Genomic DNA, 15,134 nt, shown 5'->3' with positions numbered 1-15,134 from the left:
ATAGGTGGTCCAAGCGGAGGAGAAGTCGTGAGCGACAGCGACGCCGGCGGCGAGAAGGAGCAGGAGGCCAAGCGGGCCTCTCGTCCGGTCACCGCCGCGGCTCGGCGCGAGCGGCGGGCCTCCGCGCGCCCGGCGGGCAAGGCCACGGCGAAGGACGCCGACAAGGCGCGCCCCGCCGGCAAGACCTCGTCCAGCGCGGACGGCGCGACGAAGGCCGACGGCAAGGGGCGGGCGACCCCGAAGCGGGACCGCAAGGAGAAGAAGCCCTCGCTGGTGGCGAGGTTCACGCGGTTCGTCCGCGAGGTGTGGGCCGAGCTGCGCAAGGTCATCTGGCCGACGCGCAACCAGATGGTCACCTACACCACCGTGGTGCTGGTCTTCGTGGCTTTCATGGTCGCGTTGGTCTACTTGCTGGACTTCGTGTTCCGCAAGGGCGTGTTCTGGCTGTTCGGCTGACGCGCCGGCACCAGGACGACAAGCGATCAAGTGAGAGGACGGAACGTGACCTCCGAGAACGGCGTGGCAGCCGGCGACGAGTTTGACGAGCCGGTGGCGCCCGCGAACGAGGCAGGCGACGACACCGCCGAGGAGCAGGCCGACCTCGAGCCGACCGCAGCGGAGACCGTCACCGAGGCCGGCGAGACCGCCGAGCCCGAGGCCGACGACGAGGACCCGGTGGCCAAGCTCCGCAAGGAGCTGCAGTCGCTGCCGGGCGAGTGGTACGTCGTGCACTCGTACGCCGGGTACGAGAACAAGGTCAAGAACAACCTCGAGACCCGGACCCAGACCCTGGACGTCGAGGACTTCATCTTCCAGATCGAGGTGCCCACCGAGGAGGTCACCGAGATCAAGAACGGCCAGCGCAAGCAGGTGCAGCGCAAGGTGCTGCCCGGCTACATCCTGGTCCGGATGGAGCTTAACGACGCCTCGTGGAGCGCGGTGCGCAACACCCCGGGCGTGACCGGGTTCGTGGGCGCCACGTCGAAGCCCTCGCCGCTGACCGTCGACGAGGTGCTGAAGTTCCTGGCGCCGAAGGTCGAGAAGGCGGCGCCGGCGAAGGCCAAGGGCGAGGCCGCGACGGCCGAGGCGAGCCTGGGCGGCGCGCCGGTCGAGGTGGACTTCGAGGTCGGCGAGTCGGTCACCGTCATGGACGGCCCGTTCGCGACGCTGCCCGCCACGATCAGCGAGGTCAACGCGGACGCGCAGAAGCTGAAGGTGCTGGTGTCGATCTTCGGCCGCGAGACGCCGGTCGAGCTGTCGTTCAACCAGGTCTCCAAGATCTGACGGCCCGGTACACTGGGACGTTGGCCCTCGGGCGCAGGCAGGCGCCCGGGGTACGCAGTAGTGAATAGGAACTAGGAATGCCACCCAAGAAGAAGAAGCTTGCAGCGATCATCAAGCTGCAGATTCAGGCGGGTGCCGCGAACCCGGCTCCGCCGGTCGGCCCCGCGCTGGGTCAGCACGGCGTCAACATCATGGAGTTCTGCAAGGCCTACAACGCCGCGACCGAGTCGCAGCGCGGCAACGTGGTGCCGGTCGAGATCTCCGTGTACGAAGACCGGTCGTTCGACTTCAAGCTCAAGACCCCGCCGGCCGCGAAGCTGCTGCTGAAGGCCGCCGGGATCGAGAAGGGCTCCGGCGAGCCGCACAAGACCAAGGTCGCGAAGGTGACCTGGGACCAGGTGCGCGAGATCGCCGAGACCAAGAAGAGCGACCTCAACGCCCTGGACATCGACCAGGCGGCCAAGATCATCGCCGGCACCGCCCGGTCGATGGGCATCACCGTCGAGTAAGTCCCGGCGGGACACCGTGGGAGGGCCAGGCGCTGGCCCGGACCACAGCTGATCCACTTTTTTCGTAGTTAAGGACAGAGCATGGCAAAGCGCAGCAAGGCCTACCGTCAGGCCGCCGAGCTGGTCGACCGCGAGCGGCTGTACGCACCGCTCGAGGCGGCGAAGCTCGCGAAGGAGACTTCCAAGGTCAAGATGGACGCCACGGTCGAGGTGGCCGTGCGTCTCGGGGTCGACCCCCGCAAGGCCGACCAGATGGTCCGCGGCACCGTGAACCTGCCGCACGGTACCGGTAAGACCGTTCGCGTCATCGTGTTCGCCGTGGGTGACAAGGCCGCCCAGGCCGAGGCCGCCGGCGCCGACGCGGTCGGCAGCGACGACCTGATCGAGCGAATCCAGGGTGGCTGGCTCGACTTCGACGCCGCTGTCGCGACGCCGGACCAGATGGCGAAGGTCGGGCGCATCGCCCGCATCCTCGGCCCCCGTGGCCTGATGCCGAACCCGAAGACCGGCACCGTGACGCCCGACGTCGCCAAGGCCGTCGCCGACATCAAGGGCGGCAAGGTCAGCTTCCGGGTCGACAAGCAGGCGAACCTGCACCTGGTGATCGGCAAGGCGTCGTTCGACGCGGAGAAGCTGGTGGAGAACTACGCGGCCGCGCTGGACGAGATCCTGCGGGTCAAGCCCTCCGCCGCGAAGGGCCGTTACCTGAAGAAGGTCGTCTTCTCGACCACCATGGGCCCGGGCATCCCGGTCGACCCGGCCCGCACCCGCAACCTCCTCTCGGAGGACGCGAACGCCTGACGCGTTCCCACTGCGAAAAGCCGGCCGGTCTCCCGCTTTTGGGAGGCCGGCCGGCTTTCGTGCGTCAGGAGGTCGGGGTGGGGGCCGTGCTCGGCGGCGGGCAGGTCCGCGGGCCGGGCGCGTGCCCGGTGATGAGCCACTGGCCCCGGTCGACCTGCTGCACGGTGAAGATCCCCAGTGCTGGCCCGCCGCTCACGCCGAACGAGCACGAGTCGATCGTGATCGTGGTGCCCTGCTGGCCGGAGACGTAGCTCGGCAGGGACTCCGCGTAGTCGTTGACGTTCGTGACCTGCTTCTTCAGGTCCAGCACCGCCTCGCGGCAGTCGGGGTAGCCGAGGTCGGTGGCGAAGGTCTGCTGGACGGGGATGTCGAAGTAGCCGCACGCCAGGTCAGGCCGCCCCTGGGCGATCTGCTGGTACACCTTCCGCACGGCCTCGTACGGCTGCGTGGAGAGGATCTTGTTGGCGTGGTAGGTCCCGCCGCCGGTTTCCGACGCCGGGCGGTCGTCGTCCTGGGGCGGGAAGAAGTGGTCGTACAGGAGCTTGCCCGCGACGCCCAGCACGGCGAGGAAGATCAGCGCCGACAGCACCGACGCGAGGATCCGCTTGACGAACCGGGGCATCCGGATCTTCGGCCCCGGGCTCGGTGGCGTGGGGGCGGGTTGCAGCTGTCCACCCGGCGGAGGCGCGGGCGGGCCGGAGCCGCCGGGCACGACCTGGCCGCGTTGCTGCGCCTCGGTGAACCGCAGGTAGTCCTGGAACTGTTGGAACTGCTGGAACTGGCGCAGCTGCTCGGGATCCAGCTGCGGCGCGCCCGGCGCCTGGGGCGCGGACTGCACGTGCGGCACCTGCGCGGGGCGGGGCTGCGGCAGCGCGGCGCTCGGCTCCTGCTCGGGCTGCGACTCCGGCGCACGACCCTGCCCCTGCGTGGGGCGGGGCTGCGGCAGCGCGTGGTGCGATTCCTGCTCGGGCTGCATCGGCTGCGGTCCGAGCGCGTGGCCTGGCCCCTGCTGCGGTGGCTGGGAAGGGTGCGGCTGCTGTGGTCCCTGGGCGTGGCCCGGCGGCTGCTGCGTCGGCTGCGGTCCGAGCGCGTGGCCCGGCCCCTGCTGCGTCGGCTGCGGTCCCTGCACCTGCCCCGGCTCCTGCGGTGGCTGCCGCGACCCCGCCTCCGTGGGCTGTCCGGGTTCCGGGTCGCCCCGGTGCTGGGGCTCGTCGCCAGGTCGCTGCTCGGGCACCCGCTCATGATGCCCGGCCCCTCCCGCCGCTGACCACCGGGAGCCGCCGTGTATCCTGGACGACGGTTCTACCGAAGACCGCTGGTTTTCCGTGCGCCACACGGCGTCCGGAACGAAGGTCCCGCATCGTCGGGCGGCCCGCGCAGGAGGAACGAGGCTTCGCCACGGGTGCGCCCACGCGCATCCTGCCACGCCCCGCGTCTGCTGCGCTGGGGCGTTTCGTCGTTTCAGGGGCTCCTTCACGGCCGGCGGTCACCAGCCAAGAGAGGAGGCGAGGAATGGCGAAGCCCGACAAGGTGGCGGCCGTCGCCGAGATCGCGGACAACTTCCGCACCAGCTCGGCCACCGTGGTCACCCAGTACAACGGCCTCTCCGTGTCCCAGCTGAGTCAGCTGCGCCGCGCTCTCGGCACCAGTGCCAAGTACCGGGTCGCGAAGAACACCCTCGTCAAGCGTGCCGCTGAGGACGCCGGGATCGAGGGTCTCGAGGAGCTGTTCGTCGGTCCGACCGCCATCGCCTTCGTCGAGGGTGAGCCGGTCGACGCCGCCAAGGCGCTTCGTGACTTCGCGAAGGACAACAACGCGCTCGTGATCAAGGGCGGCTACATGGATGGCCGTCCGCTCACGGTGGACGAGATCAACCGGATCGCCGATCTCGACAGCCGTGAGGTCCTGCTCGCCAAGGCGGCGGGCGCGTTCAAGGCGAAGCTGTCCCAGGCCGCCGCGCTGTTCCAGGCGCCGGCGTCCCAGGTGGCCCGCCTTGCCGCCGCGCTGCAGGAGAAGCAGCAGGGCGGCGACAGCGAGGCACCGGCCGAGAGCTGACCGTTTCACCCACCCCACGAACCCCCTGATCAGAAAGGACCGCCATCATGGCGAAGCTGAGCACTGACGAACTGCTCGACGCTTTCAAGGAGCTCACCCTGCTCGAGCTCTCGGACTTCGTGAAGAAGTTCGAGGAGACCTTCGACGTCACCGCCGCCGCCCCGGTCGCCGTCGCGGCCGCCGCCCCCGGCGCTGCCGGTGCCGCCGCCCCGGCCGAGGAGGAGAAGGACGAGTTCGACGTCATCCTCGAGGGTGCCGGCGACAAGAAGATCCAGGTCATCAAGGTCGTCCGCGAGGTCGTCTCGGGCCTGGGCCTGAAGGAGGCCAAGGAGCTCGTCGAGGGCGCCCCGAAGCCGATCCTCGAGAAGGTCGACAAGGAAGCGGCCGACGCGGCCAAGGAGAAGCTCGAGGCCGCCGGCGCGAAGGTGTCGGTCAAGTAGGTTCCTCCGCACCGCGGAATTCAGGGCGGGCATCCCGGCAGGGGTGCCCGCCCTTTTTGCTGTTGGGCCGACCCGGAGATTCCGCCATCCGGAAGAACGCGGGTACCTCCGTCAGGATTGCCCGGTTTTGTGCTTCACCTGGTTTGTGGATTGCCAAACTCGTGAGTAACCTCCACCGAGCCCTGCTCGTTGGCTCACATGACGCGGACGCGCTCACCGTGCGCAACCTGTCTAGGGTGTGTGAGCCGTCACCGTAGGAAGCTCCGGGAGGTGCGATGGGTGCCGAGGTGGTCATCGAGGGTCTGACGAAGTCGTTCGGCAGACAGACCATCTGGCGGGACGTCACGCTGACCCTCCCGCCCGGCGAGGTCTCCGTCATGCTCGGCCCGTCCGGCACCGGCAAATCCGTCTTCCTCAAGTCGATGATCGGCCTGCTCAAGCCCGACCGCGGCAAGTGCATGATCAACGGCGTCGACATCGTCCGCTGCAGCGAACACAAACTCTACGAAACGCGAAAATTGTTCGGGGTCCTGTTCCAGGACGGCGCGTTGTTCGGGTCGATGAACCTGTACGACAACGTCGCCTTCCCGCTGCGTGAGCACACCAAGAAGTCCGAAACCGAGATCCGGCGCATCGTGTTGGAAAAGCTCGAGATGACGGGTCTCGCGGGCGCCGAGAAGAAGCTGCCCGGCGAGATCTCGGGCGGGATGCGCAAGCGTGCCGGGCTCGCCCGCGCGCTCGTGCTGGACCCGGAGATCATCCTGGTCGACGAGCCGGACTCGGGCCTCGACCCGGTCCGCACCACCTACATCTCCCAGCTGTTCCTCGACGTCAACGCGCAGATCGACGCGACGTTCCTGATCGTCACGCACAACATCAACCTGGCCCGCACGGTGCCGGACAACCTCGGCATGCTCTTCCGCAAGGAACTGGTCATGTTCGGGCCGCGCGAGGTGCTGCTGACCAGCGAGGAGCCGGTCGTCAAGCAGTTCCTCAACGGCCGCATGGACGGGCCCATCGGCATGTCCGAGGAGAAGGACCAGGCGCAGATGGCCGCCGAGCGCGCCATGTTCGAGGCCGGTCACCACGCGGGCGGCGTCGAGGAGGTCACCGGCATCCCGCCGCAGATGCAGCCCGCGCCGGGCCTGCCGACGCGGCAGGGCGCGATCCGCCGCAAGGACCGCGTCATGCAGATCCTGCACACGCTCCCGCCCGCCGCGCAGGAGGGGATCATCGAATCCCTGTCCCCGGAGGAGCAGGCGCGCTACGGCGTGCACCCGCGCCGCGGCGCCTACGAGGACCCGCCCACGATCAACACCACGCCCGTGCCGCCCCGCCACAGCGGGGAGCTGCCGAGCGAGGAGGTGGCCCGGATCCCCGGCGCCCACCGCCGGACCCAGGGGCCAGGTGGCGCATGACGTCGTCGGCCTCTCCAGCCAAGATCCCCGGGATCGGGATGCTGCGGGAGACCGGGAAGCTGTTCGCGCTCGGGCTGGACATCATCCGCGGGATCTTCCAGCGGCCCTTCCAGCTCCGTGAGTTCATCCAGCAGTCCTGGTTCATCGCGAGCGTCACGATCCTGCCGACCGCGCTGGTCGCGATCCCGTTCGGCGCGGTCATCTCGCTGCAGTTCGGCTCGCTCGCCCGCCAGCTCGGCGCGCAGTCCTACACCGGTGCGGGCAGCGTGCTCGCCACCGTGCAGCAGGCCAGCCCGCTGGTGACGGCGCTGCTCGTCGCGGGCGCGGGCGGCAGCGCGATCTGCGCCGACATCGGCGCGCGCACCATCCGCGAGGAGATCGACGCGATGGAGGTGCTCGGCGTCTCCGCGGTGCAGCGGCTGATCGTGCCGCGCGTGCTCGCGTCGATGCTCGTCGCGTTGCTGCTCAACGGCATGGTCAGCGTCATCGGGGTGCTCGGCGGCTACTTCTTCAACGTGGTGCTGCAGGGCGGGACCCCCGGCGCGTACCTGGCGAGCTTCTCGGCGCTGGCGCAGCTGCCCGACCTGTGGGTGGGCGAGATCAAGGCGCTGATCTTCGGGTTCATCGCCGCCGTCGTCGCCGCGTACCGGGGGCTGCACCCCTCCGGCGGGCCGAAGGGCGTGGGGGACGCGGTGAACCAGTCCGTGGTCATCACGTTCCTGCTGCTGTTCGTCGTGAACTTCGTGATCACCCTGGTCTACCTGCAGATCGTGCCCGGAAAGTTGAGCTAGAGATGGCGACGTTCGGCCAGCACGCGAAACGCATCGCGAACCGGCCCCTCGAGGTGCTGGACAACTTCGGCGACCAGATGTCGTTCTACGCCAGGGCGCTGGCGTGGACCCCGCGGACGATCCGCCGCTACACCAAGGAAGTCCTGCGGCTGCTCGCCGAGGTGAGCTTCGGCTCCGGCTCGCTCGCGGTCATCGGCGGCACCGTCGGCGTGATGATCGGGCTGACGTTGTTCACCGGTGTGCTCGTCGGCCTCCAGGGCTACTCGGCGCTGAACTCGATCGGCACCTCGGCGTTCACCGGGTTCCTGACGGCGTTCTTCAACACCCGCGAGATCGCGCCGCTGGTCGCGGGCCTCGCGCTGTCGGCGACGGTCGGCGCCGGCTTCACCGCGCAGCTGGGCGCGATGCGGATCTCCGAGGAGATCGACGCGCTCGAGGTCATGGCCGTGCCGAGCCTGCCGTACCTCGTGACCACGCGGATCATCGCCGGGTTCGTCGCGGTGATCCCGCTGTACATCATCGGCCTGCTGTCGTCCTACCTCGCGTCGAGAGTCGTGGTCATCTACATCTACGGCCAGTCGGCGGGGACCTACGACCACTACTTCACCCTGTTCCTGCCACCGCAGGACGTGTTCTACTCGTTCATCAAGGTGCTGATCTTCAGCGTCGTGATCATCCTGACGCACTGCTACTTCGGCTACCGCGCCTCGGGTGGCCCCGCGGGCGTCGGTGTCGCGGTGGGCCGCGCGGTCCGGCTGAGCATCGTCACCGTGGCGATCATCAACTTCTTCATCGGCTTCGCCATCTGGGGCACTTCGACGACGGTGAGGATCGCGGGATGAGGACGCTGCGCCGCAGGCTGCTCGGCCTGCTCCTGATCGCGGTGCTCGTCGGCGGCATCACGCTGAGCATCGCGATGTACAACAGGGCGTTCACGTCCACTGTGGACGTCAAGCTGGAGGCGAGCGACATCGGCAACCAGCTGCTGGAGCAGTCCGACGTGAAGGTGCGGGGGCTGATCGTCGGCTCGGTGAAGTCGATCGCCGCGAAACCGGACGGCGCCGAGCTGACGCTCGCGCTGGACCCGGAGTCGGCGAAGATGATCCCCGCCAACGTCTCCGCGCGGTTCCTGCCGAAGACCTTGTTCGGCGAGCGGTACGTGTCGCTGGAGATCCCGAAGCAGCCCGCGACCGCCACGTTGACCAACGGCGCCGTGATCCCCGAGGACCGCACGCAGGACGCGGTGCAGCTGTCCAAGGCGCTCGACGACCTGCTGCCGGTGCTGCAGGCGGTGCAGCCGCAGAAGCTGTCGGCCACGCTCACCGCGATCTCGACGGCGTTGCAGGGCCGCGGGGACGAGCTCGGCCAGACCCTCTCGGAGCTCGGCAAGTACCTGGACGGGCTGAACCCGCACCTGCCGGAGCTGCAGCACAACCTGCAGGCGCTGGCGAAGTTCTCCGACAACCTCAGCGGCACCGCACCGGACCTGGTGCAGACGCTGGACAACCTGTCGACCACCAGCAAGACCATTGTGGACGAACAGCAGAACCTGCAGGCGTTGTACGGCAACGTGACCGCCGCGTCGCAGACGCTGGAGTCCTTCGTGGCCGCCAACGCGAACAACCTCATCCGGCTGTCGGAGACCTCCCGGCCGACCGCGGAACTGCTCGCGCGCTACTCCCCGGAGTACCCGTGCCTGCTCGGCGGGATGGCCGAGCTGGTGCCGCTGCTGGACCAGGCGTTCGGCAAGGGCACGAACCAGCCGGGCCTGCACGCGACGCTGGAGATCGTGTCGAGCCGCGGCCCGTACAAGGCCGGCCGGGACGAGCCCAAGTTCGAGGACAAGCGCGGCCCGCGCTGTTACGACATGAAGCAGTTCCCGCAGCCGTTCCCGCAGTACCCGCCGGACGGCCCGATCAAGGACGGCAGCCAGCCCGGCCCCGGTTCGCGCACCGCCAGTGACGGGCTGGTCCCGGCGAACACGAACGCGAACGCGGGCGGTTACAACGGCGGCGGCAGCACCGCGGGCAACCCCGTCAACACCCCGGCGGAGCAGGACTTCCTGAACGCGATCGTCGGCCCGCAGGTCGGCATCGCCCCGTCGGACATGCCGGGCTGGAGCGGGCTGCTCGTGGGGCCGCTGTACCGGGGAGCGGAGGTGACGATCCAGTGAGGGGGCTCGCCGCACCGCTGATCAAGCTGACGATCTTCATCGTCATCACGGTGCTGTTCACCGCGATTCTCGGGATCAGCATCGCCAACATCAACACCAGCGACACCAAGGGGTACAGCGCGCGGTTCAGCGACGCGACGCTCGTGCTGCCCGGTGACGACGTCCGCATCGCCGGGGTGCGCGTCGGCCAGGTCACCGGCGTGAAGATCGTCGACCGGCGCCAGGCGCAGGTGGACTTCGAGGTCGACTCCGGCCGCACGCTGCCCGCGAACGTCACGGCGACGATCAAGTACCGCAACCTCGTCGGCCAGCGCTACATCGCGCTCGGGCAGGGCACCGGCGGCGACACCGGCCCGCTCAAGCCGGGTGCGACCATCCCGATCGACCACACCACGCCCGCGCTCGACCTGGACGAGCTGTTCAACGGCTTCAAACCGCTGTTCGCCGCGCTCAACCCGGACGACGTGAACAAGCTGTCCTACGAGATCATCCAGGTGATGCAGGGCGAGGGCGGCACGATCGACAGCCTGCTCGCCCACACCGCGACGCTGACCACCACGATCGCGCAGAAGGACCAGGTCATCGGCCAGGTCATCGACAACCTGAACAGCGTGCTCGACACGGTCAACGCGCACACCCCGCAGCTGAACACGCTGATCGTCAACCTGCAGCAGCTCGTGACCGGGCTGGCGCAGGACCGCAAGCCCATCGGCGACGCGATCGACGCGCTGGGCGGGCTGGCGAACACCACCGCGGGGCTGCTGGACAAGGCCCGCGCCCCGCTCAAGGGCGACATCCAGGCGCTCGGGGTGCTCAGCGACAACCTCAACGACAACCAGGCGCTGGTCGAGCACTTCCTCCAGTACCTGCCGCAGAAGGTGACCACGTTGACGAGCACCGCGGACTACGGCTCCTGGTTCAACTTCTACCTCTGCTCGGCGGGCGGCACGGTCGCGCTCCCGCCGCTCGTTCCGCAGATCAGCGTGCCGCTGATGCCCGTGACGCAGGACCGGTGCAAGGGATGAAAAGCTTCTCCAGCCGCAACCCCGTGCCGATCGCCGTCGTCGGCCTCGTGCTGATGGCGCTCGGTCTCGTCGTCGCGCTCAACGCCGACGACCTGCCGCTCATCGGCGCCGGCACCACCTACAGCGCCGACTTCACCGAGGCCGCCGGGCTCAAGCCGGACGACGAGGTGCGCGTCGCCGGCGTCAAGGTCGGCAAGGTGACCGACGTCGAGCTCGACGGCGCCCAGGTCAAGGTGTCGTTCAAGGTCAAGGACACGTGGCTGGGCGACAAGACCGCGGCCGCGATCAAGATCAAGACGTTGCTCGGGCAGAAGTACCTCGCGCTGGACCCGGTGGGGGACCGGGCGCTGGACCCCGGCACGACCATCCCGAAGGAACGCACGCTCGCGCCCTACGACGTGATCGACGCCTTCCGCGACCTGTCGTCCACAGTGGACCAGATCGACACCGGGCAGCTCGCGCAGAGCTTCGACACGCTGTCGCAGACGCTGTCCGGCACGCCCGACTCCGTCAAGGGCGCGCTGTCGGGCCTGCAGCAGCTGTCGGACACCATCGCCAAACGCGACAGCCAGCTGTCCCAGCTGCTCGCGAACACCCGCCAGATCAGCCAGACGCTGGCCGACCGCGACGCCGAGCTGACCAAGCTGCTCGCGGACGGCAACCAGCTGCTGGACGAGATCGCCAAGCGGGAGCAGGCGATCTCCACGCTGCTGACCGGCTCACAGGAGCTGTCCAGGCAGCTCAAGGGCCTCATCGACGACAACGACAAGCAGCTGACCCCCGTGCTGGACTCGCTCGACCAGCTCACCTCGATGCTCCAGCGCAACCAGGACTCGCTCGCGCAGGGCATCGCGCGCTTCGCGCCCTACATCCGGGTGTTCACCAACACCGTCGGCAACGGGCACTGGTTCGACAACTACATCTGCGGGCTGCTGCTGCCGTCGATCGGCCCGCTGAACCAGGAGGGGTGCAACCAGAAATGACGGACACCCGCTTCGGACAGTCGCTCGCGCGCGGCGTCGCCATCGCGTGCGTGCTGGGGCTCGTCGTCGCCGGGGTGCTGTGGTGGACCCTCAAGGACGCCAACAAGAAGCACCTCACCGCGTACTTCCCGAGCGCCGTCGGCCTCTACGTCGGCAACAGCGTGCGTGTGCTCGGCGTCGAAATGGGCACGATCACGAGCGTCCAGCCGATGGGCAACGAGGTGCGCGTCGACATGGAGTACGACCGGTCGGTCGCGATCCCGGCCGACGCGCAGGCCGCGATCATCGCGCCCTCCCTGGTCAGCGACCGGTACGTGCAGCTCGCGCCCGCCTACACCGGCGGGAAGGTCATCGCCGAGGGCGCCACGATCCCGCTCGACCGCACCGCGGTGCCGATCGAGGTCGACGACCTGTACGCGAGCCTCAACAAGATCAGCCAGGACCTCGGGCCCAACGGCCTCAACGCCAACGGCTCGCTGTCGGACCTGCTGACCACGCTGGCGAAGAACTTCGACGGCAACGGCCAGTCCCTGCACGACACGATTACCAAGCTGAGCCAGCTGTCCACCACGTTGTCCGGCAACAAAAACGACCTGTTCGCGACGATCACCAACCTCGCGGACTTCTCGCAGACGCTGGCGAACAGCGACACCCAGGTGCGGCAGTTCGAGTCGAAGCTGGCCGACGTCAGCGGCTACCTGGCGGGGGAGAAGGACAACCTCGCCGCGACGGTGCAGCAGCTCGGCACGACGCTGGGCATGGTGCAGCAGTTCATCGACTCCCACCACGACAAGCTGCGCACCAACGTGGACAACCTGGCGAGCGTGACGAAGGTGCTCGTCGACCAGCGCAGCGCGCTCGCGCAGATCCTCGACGTCGCACCGGTCGGCCTCGGCAACGTGATCAACGCGTACAACGGTTCCTCGGGCACGCTCGACGCGCGGCCGAACCTCAACGAGCTGACCCAGCCGCCGCTGGTGATGATCTGCGGGCTCCTCAAGCAGGCCGGGCAGGTCGGTCCCGCGATCGGCCAGCTGTGCGACCCGGTCGCCGGGATCCTCGATGGCACGCTGAAGCTGCCGTCGCTGGCGCAGACGGCGTACGCGCTGCAGCACGGCGAACTGCTGCCGCTGCCGCTGCCGTTCGTCGACCTGGTCGGATCGGGGGCGTCGCAGTGAAGCGCTTCGCACTCCTCGCCACGGGTGTGGCCGCCACGCTGACCCTCACCGGCTGCGGGTTCGGCGGGATCTACGACGTCCCGCTGCCGGGCGGCGCCGACCTCGGCGAGCACCCGTACACGGTGAAGGCCCAGTTCCAGGACGTGCTGGACCTCGTGCCCAAGTCCGGCGTGAAGGTCAACGAGGTCGCCGTCGGCCGCGTCGAGTCGATCGGGCTCACACCGGACGGCTGGCACGCCGAGGTGACCATGCAGATCAACGGCGACGTCAAGCTGCCCGCCAACGCACTGGCCAACATCCGCCAGTCGAGCCTGCTCGGCGAGAAGTACGTCGAGCTGTCCTCGCCCGGTGAGGACCTCGCGCAGGGCACGCTCGCGGACAACGCCGAGATCCCGCTCGCGCGCACCAACCGCAGCGTCGACGTGGAGGAGGTGCTCGGCGCGCTGTCGATGCTGCTCAACGGCGGCGGGGTCGAGCAGCTCAACACCATCACCAAGGAGCTCAACTCCGCGACCGAGGGCCGCGAGCCCGACATCCGCAACCTGCTCGACAACGCCAACCAGCTGGTCACGACGCTGGACAAGCAGTCGGGCGACATCACCCGCGCGCTGGACGGGCTCAACCGGCTGTCGGCCACCCTCGTCACGCAGAAGGACCGGCTCGCGGGCGCGATCGACAACCTCGGCCCCGGGCTCGCCGTGCTGGAGCAGCAGCGCACCCAGCTCGTCACGATGCTGCAGGCGCTGCAGAACCTGTCCGGCGTCACGGTCGACACGATCAACAAGAGCCAGGAGGACCTGGTCGCGGACCTGCGGGCGCTGCTGCCGACGCTGCAGAAGCTCGGCGAGGCGGGCGCGGACCTGCCGAAGTCGCTGGAGCTGCTGCTGACCTACCCGTTCACCGACTCGGCGGTGCAGGGCGCGAAGGGCGACTACTTCAACCTGTACGCGAAGATCGACCTGAACCTGCAGAACGTGCTGCAGAACCTCGGCCGCAGCCGGGACAACCCGCTGTCCGGGATCCTGCCGCAGAACCTCGCCGGCGGTAGCCCCTCGTCGGGCAACGCGCCGCTGCCGCTGCCACTCGACCTGGGCACGTCGTCCGGTACCACGGGTACGAGCGGTACCACCGGGAACACGGGCAGCAGCCAGCAGTCGCAGGGCGGCCTCGCCGGTCTCTTCGGCCTGCTGTCGGGAGGGGGTGCCTGATGCTGGTCCGCAGCACGAAGATCAAGCTCGTCGCGTTCCTGGTGATCTCGGTCGTCGCGGTGGTGTACGCGCTGATCCGCTTCGCCGGCCTTGGCCAGGTGTTCGGGCAGGAGGGGTACACGGTCAAGCTCGAACTCAACTCCTCGGGCGGGATCTTCACCGGAGCCGAGGTCACCTACCGCGGCTACAACATCGGGAAGGTCGGGCAGCTGCGCCTCACCGCGAGCGGGCTGGAGGCCGACCTGAACATCGACCCCAGCGCCCCCGACGTGCCCGCCGACCTGCAGGCCGTGATCGCCGACCGGTCCGCCGTCGGTGAGCAGTTCGTCGACCTCCGGCCCACCGGCACCGGCGGGCCGTACCTGCGGGCCGGCTCGGTCATCCCGGCGGAGAAGACCAAGACGCCGATCGCGACCGAACAGGTGATCGGCGACCTCGACGCGCTCGCCCGGTCGGTGCCCACCGACGCGCTGCGAACCGTCGTCGACGAGTCGTACAACGCCTTCAACGGCACCGGTGGCGACCTGCAGGTGCTGCTGGACACCCTGCGTGACTTCACGAAGTCCGCGCAGGAGAACCTGCCCCAGACCGTGCAGCTGCTCGACGCCGGCGGCAAGGTGCTCGACACCCAGAACGCCGAGGCGTCGAACATGGCCGAGTTCAGCCGCAACCTCAACCAGCTGTCGGCCACGCTCAAGTCCTCGGACGGGGACCTGCGCAAGCTGATCGAGGCCGCGCCGGGTGCGGCGCAGTCGCTCAACCAGCTCGTCACGGACACCGGCCCCGGTCTCGGTGCGCTGTTCGCGAACCTGCTCACCACGTCCAACCTGCTGCTGACCAGGCAGAACGGCATCGAGCAGGTGCTGGTGAGCTACCCGGTGCTGGCCGTGGGCGCCCGGTCCGTGGTGCCCGGCGACGGCACGGCGCACCTCGGGCTCGTGCTGAACCTGTTCGACCCGCCGGCGTGCACCAAGGGCTACCAGGACCCGGGCAAGTACCGGACGGGCGCGGACACGACCCCGCGCCAGCCGGACTGGAACGCCTACTGCGCCGAGCCGACCGGCAGCCCGATCGACGTCCGCGGCTCGCAGAACGCGCCCTACAACGGCGTGCCGGTGATCCCCACCGACCAGCAGGTCGCCGCCAACGCCGACCGGCCGGAGCAGCAGCTCGCCGAGCTGGCGGGTACGCCGGGGGTCGCGGGCTCGCCCGCGGTGTCCATCACCAGCCTGTCCTCCCTGCTCGGCCTGCCCGGCTGACCGGAACCGC

Annotated in this window: 17 protein-coding genes; 16 read left to right on the top strand and 1 reads right to left on the bottom strand. The window is 69.0% G+C overall.

The genetic code is table 11. The annotated features are described in order from the left end of the window. Nucleotides 1-27 precede the first annotated feature (27 nt). From secE to rplA, 4 genes are all read left to right on the top strand, one after another. A complete protein-coding gene (gene secE, locus BMZ92_RS07885; RefSeq protein ID WP_143249818.1) occupies nucleotides 28-456 on the top strand; it encodes a preprotein translocase subunit SecE in 429 nt (142 codons plus the stop codon). A 45-nt stretch (nucleotides 457-501) separates the two neighbouring features. After that, nucleotides 502-1,284 carry a transcription termination/antitermination protein NusG gene (gene nusG / locus BMZ92_RS07880; protein ID WP_091505062.1) on the top strand — a complete coding sequence of 261 codons (783 nt, stop codon included), beginning with the start codon at nucleotides 502-504 and terminating at the stop codon, nucleotides 1,282-1,284. A gap of 77 nt (nucleotides 1,285-1,361) precedes the next feature. Beyond that, nucleotides 1,362-1,793: a 50S ribosomal protein L11 gene (gene rplK, locus BMZ92_RS07875; RefSeq protein WP_091505061.1), complete on the top strand. Its 432-nt coding sequence runs from the start codon at nucleotides 1,362-1,364 to the stop codon at nucleotides 1,791-1,793. Nucleotides 1,794-1,874: 81 nt separating this feature from the next. After that, a complete protein-coding gene (gene rplA, locus BMZ92_RS07870; protein WP_091505060.1) occupies nucleotides 1,875-2,594 on the top strand; it encodes a 50S ribosomal protein L1 in 720 nt (239 codons plus the stop codon). 64 nt (nucleotides 2,595-2,658) lie between these two features. Here rplA and BMZ92_RS07865 read toward each other — a convergent pair whose 3' ends face one another. Next, the gene (locus tag BMZ92_RS07865; RefSeq protein WP_091505059.1) at nucleotides 2,659-3,432 is read right to left on the bottom strand and encodes a hypothetical protein; all 774 of its coding nucleotides are present in this window, start codon (nucleotides 3,430-3,432) and stop codon (nucleotides 2,659-2,661) included. Here BMZ92_RS07865 and BMZ92_RS07860 point away from each other — a divergent pair, their 5' ends adjacent. The 12 genes from BMZ92_RS07860 (at nucleotide 3,433) to BMZ92_RS07805 (ending at nucleotide 15,124) form a co-directional block, all read left to right on the top strand. Then, nucleotides 3,433-3,861 (top strand): hypothetical protein, encoded by a 429-nt coding sequence (locus BMZ92_RS07860; protein WP_143249817.1) that lies wholly within the window; start codon nucleotides 3,433-3,435, stop codon nucleotides 3,859-3,861. A gap of 245 nt (nucleotides 3,862-4,106) precedes the next feature. Continuing rightward, nucleotides 4,107-4,649: a 50S ribosomal protein L10 gene (gene rplJ / locus BMZ92_RS07855; protein WP_091505057.1), complete on the top strand. Its 543-nt coding sequence runs from the start codon at nucleotides 4,107-4,109 to the stop codon at nucleotides 4,647-4,649. A gap of 47 nt (nucleotides 4,650-4,696) precedes the next feature. After that, nucleotides 4,697-5,089, top strand: coding sequence for a 50S ribosomal protein L7/L12 (rplL, locus tag BMZ92_RS07850; RefSeq protein WP_091505056.1), 393 nt, complete (start codon nucleotides 4,697-4,699; stop codon nucleotides 5,087-5,089). A 275-nt stretch (nucleotides 5,090-5,364) separates the two neighbouring features. Beyond that, entirely contained in the window at nucleotides 5,365-6,507 is a 1,143-nt protein-coding gene (locus BMZ92_RS07845; RefSeq protein ID WP_091505055.1) for an ABC transporter ATP-binding protein, read from the top strand. After that, nucleotides 6,504-7,298: an MlaE family ABC transporter permease gene (locus tag BMZ92_RS07840; protein WP_177228580.1), complete on the top strand. Its 795-nt coding sequence runs from the start codon at nucleotides 6,504-6,506 to the stop codon at nucleotides 7,296-7,298. Before BMZ92_RS07845 ends, BMZ92_RS07840 begins: the two co-directional genes overlap by 4 nt. Before the next feature lie 2 nt (nucleotides 7,299-7,300). Continuing rightward, nucleotides 7,301-8,140, top strand: a complete 840-nt coding sequence (locus BMZ92_RS07835; protein WP_091505054.1) for an MlaE family ABC transporter permease — start codon at nucleotides 7,301-7,303, stop codon at nucleotides 8,138-8,140. Then, nucleotides 8,137-9,471 (top strand): MCE family protein, encoded by a 1,335-nt coding sequence (locus BMZ92_RS07830; RefSeq protein WP_091505053.1) that lies wholly within the window; start codon nucleotides 8,137-8,139, stop codon nucleotides 9,469-9,471. Before BMZ92_RS07835 ends, BMZ92_RS07830 begins: the two co-directional genes overlap by 4 nt. After that, nucleotides 9,468-10,496: an MCE family protein gene (locus BMZ92_RS07825; protein ID WP_091505052.1), complete on the top strand. Its 1,029-nt coding sequence runs from the start codon at nucleotides 9,468-9,470 to the stop codon at nucleotides 10,494-10,496. The genes BMZ92_RS07830 and BMZ92_RS07825 overlap by 4 nt, the downstream gene beginning before the upstream one ends. Then, entirely contained in the window at nucleotides 10,493-11,479 is a 987-nt protein-coding gene (locus tag BMZ92_RS07820) for an MCE family protein (protein ID WP_091505051.1), read from the top strand. Before BMZ92_RS07825 ends, BMZ92_RS07820 begins: the two co-directional genes overlap by 4 nt. Next, nucleotides 11,476-12,657, top strand: coding sequence for an MCE family protein (locus BMZ92_RS07815; RefSeq protein WP_091505050.1), 1,182 nt, complete (start codon nucleotides 11,476-11,478; stop codon nucleotides 12,655-12,657). Before BMZ92_RS07820 ends, BMZ92_RS07815 begins: the two co-directional genes overlap by 4 nt. Then, a complete protein-coding gene (locus BMZ92_RS07810) occupies nucleotides 12,654-13,865 on the top strand; it encodes an MCE family protein (protein ID WP_091505049.1) in 1,212 nt (403 codons plus the stop codon). Before BMZ92_RS07815 ends, BMZ92_RS07810 begins: the two co-directional genes overlap by 4 nt. Further along, nucleotides 13,865-15,124 (top strand): MCE family protein, encoded by a 1,260-nt coding sequence (locus BMZ92_RS07805; protein ID WP_091505048.1) that lies wholly within the window; start codon nucleotides 13,865-13,867, stop codon nucleotides 15,122-15,124. Before BMZ92_RS07810 ends, BMZ92_RS07805 begins: the two co-directional genes overlap by 1 nt. Nucleotides 15,125-15,134 lie beyond the last annotated feature (10 nt).

This window comes from Amycolatopsis sacchari (genome assembly GCF_900114035.1).
GTDB classification, from domain to species: Bacteria; Actinomycetota; Actinomycetes; order Mycobacteriales; family Pseudonocardiaceae; genus Amycolatopsis_E; species Amycolatopsis_E sacchari.
The sequence above is the reverse complement of the archived record's forward strand: the minus strand, read 5'-3'. Positions and strand labels throughout refer to the sequence as shown.

Coding starts and splice junctions, on each gene's coding strand:
- BMZ92_RS07815 (WP_091505050.1), top strand. CDS start 11,476: ATGACGGACACCCGCTTCGGACAGTCGCTCGCGCGCGGCGTCGCCATC.
- rplJ (WP_091505057.1), top strand. CDS start 4,107: ATGGCGAAGCCCGACAAGGTGGCGGCCGTCGCCGAGATCGCGGACAAC.
- rplA (WP_091505060.1), top strand. CDS start 1,875: ATGGCAAAGCGCAGCAAGGCCTACCGTCAGGCCGCCGAGCTGGTCGAC.
- BMZ92_RS07820 (WP_091505051.1), top strand. CDS start 10,493: ATGAAAAGCTTCTCCAGCCGCAACCCCGTGCCGATCGCCGTCGTCGGC.
- rplL (WP_091505056.1), top strand. CDS start 4,697: ATGGCGAAGCTGAGCACTGACGAACTGCTCGACGCTTTCAAGGAGCTC.
- BMZ92_RS07845 (WP_091505055.1), top strand. CDS start 5,365: ATGGGTGCCGAGGTGGTCATCGAGGGTCTGACGAAGTCGTTCGGCAGA.
- rplK (WP_091505061.1), top strand. CDS start 1,362: ATGCCACCCAAGAAGAAGAAGCTTGCAGCGATCATCAAGCTGCAGATT.
- BMZ92_RS07840 (WP_177228580.1), top strand. CDS start 6,504: ATGACGTCGTCGGCCTCTCCAGCCAAGATCCCCGGGATCGGGATGCTG.
- BMZ92_RS07805 (WP_091505048.1), top strand. CDS start 13,865: ATGCTGGTCCGCAGCACGAAGATCAAGCTCGTCGCGTTCCTGGTGATC.
- BMZ92_RS07835 (WP_091505054.1), top strand. CDS start 7,301: ATGGCGACGTTCGGCCAGCACGCGAAACGCATCGCGAACCGGCCCCTC.
- BMZ92_RS07830 (WP_091505053.1), top strand. CDS start 8,137: ATGAGGACGCTGCGCCGCAGGCTGCTCGGCCTGCTCCTGATCGCGGTG.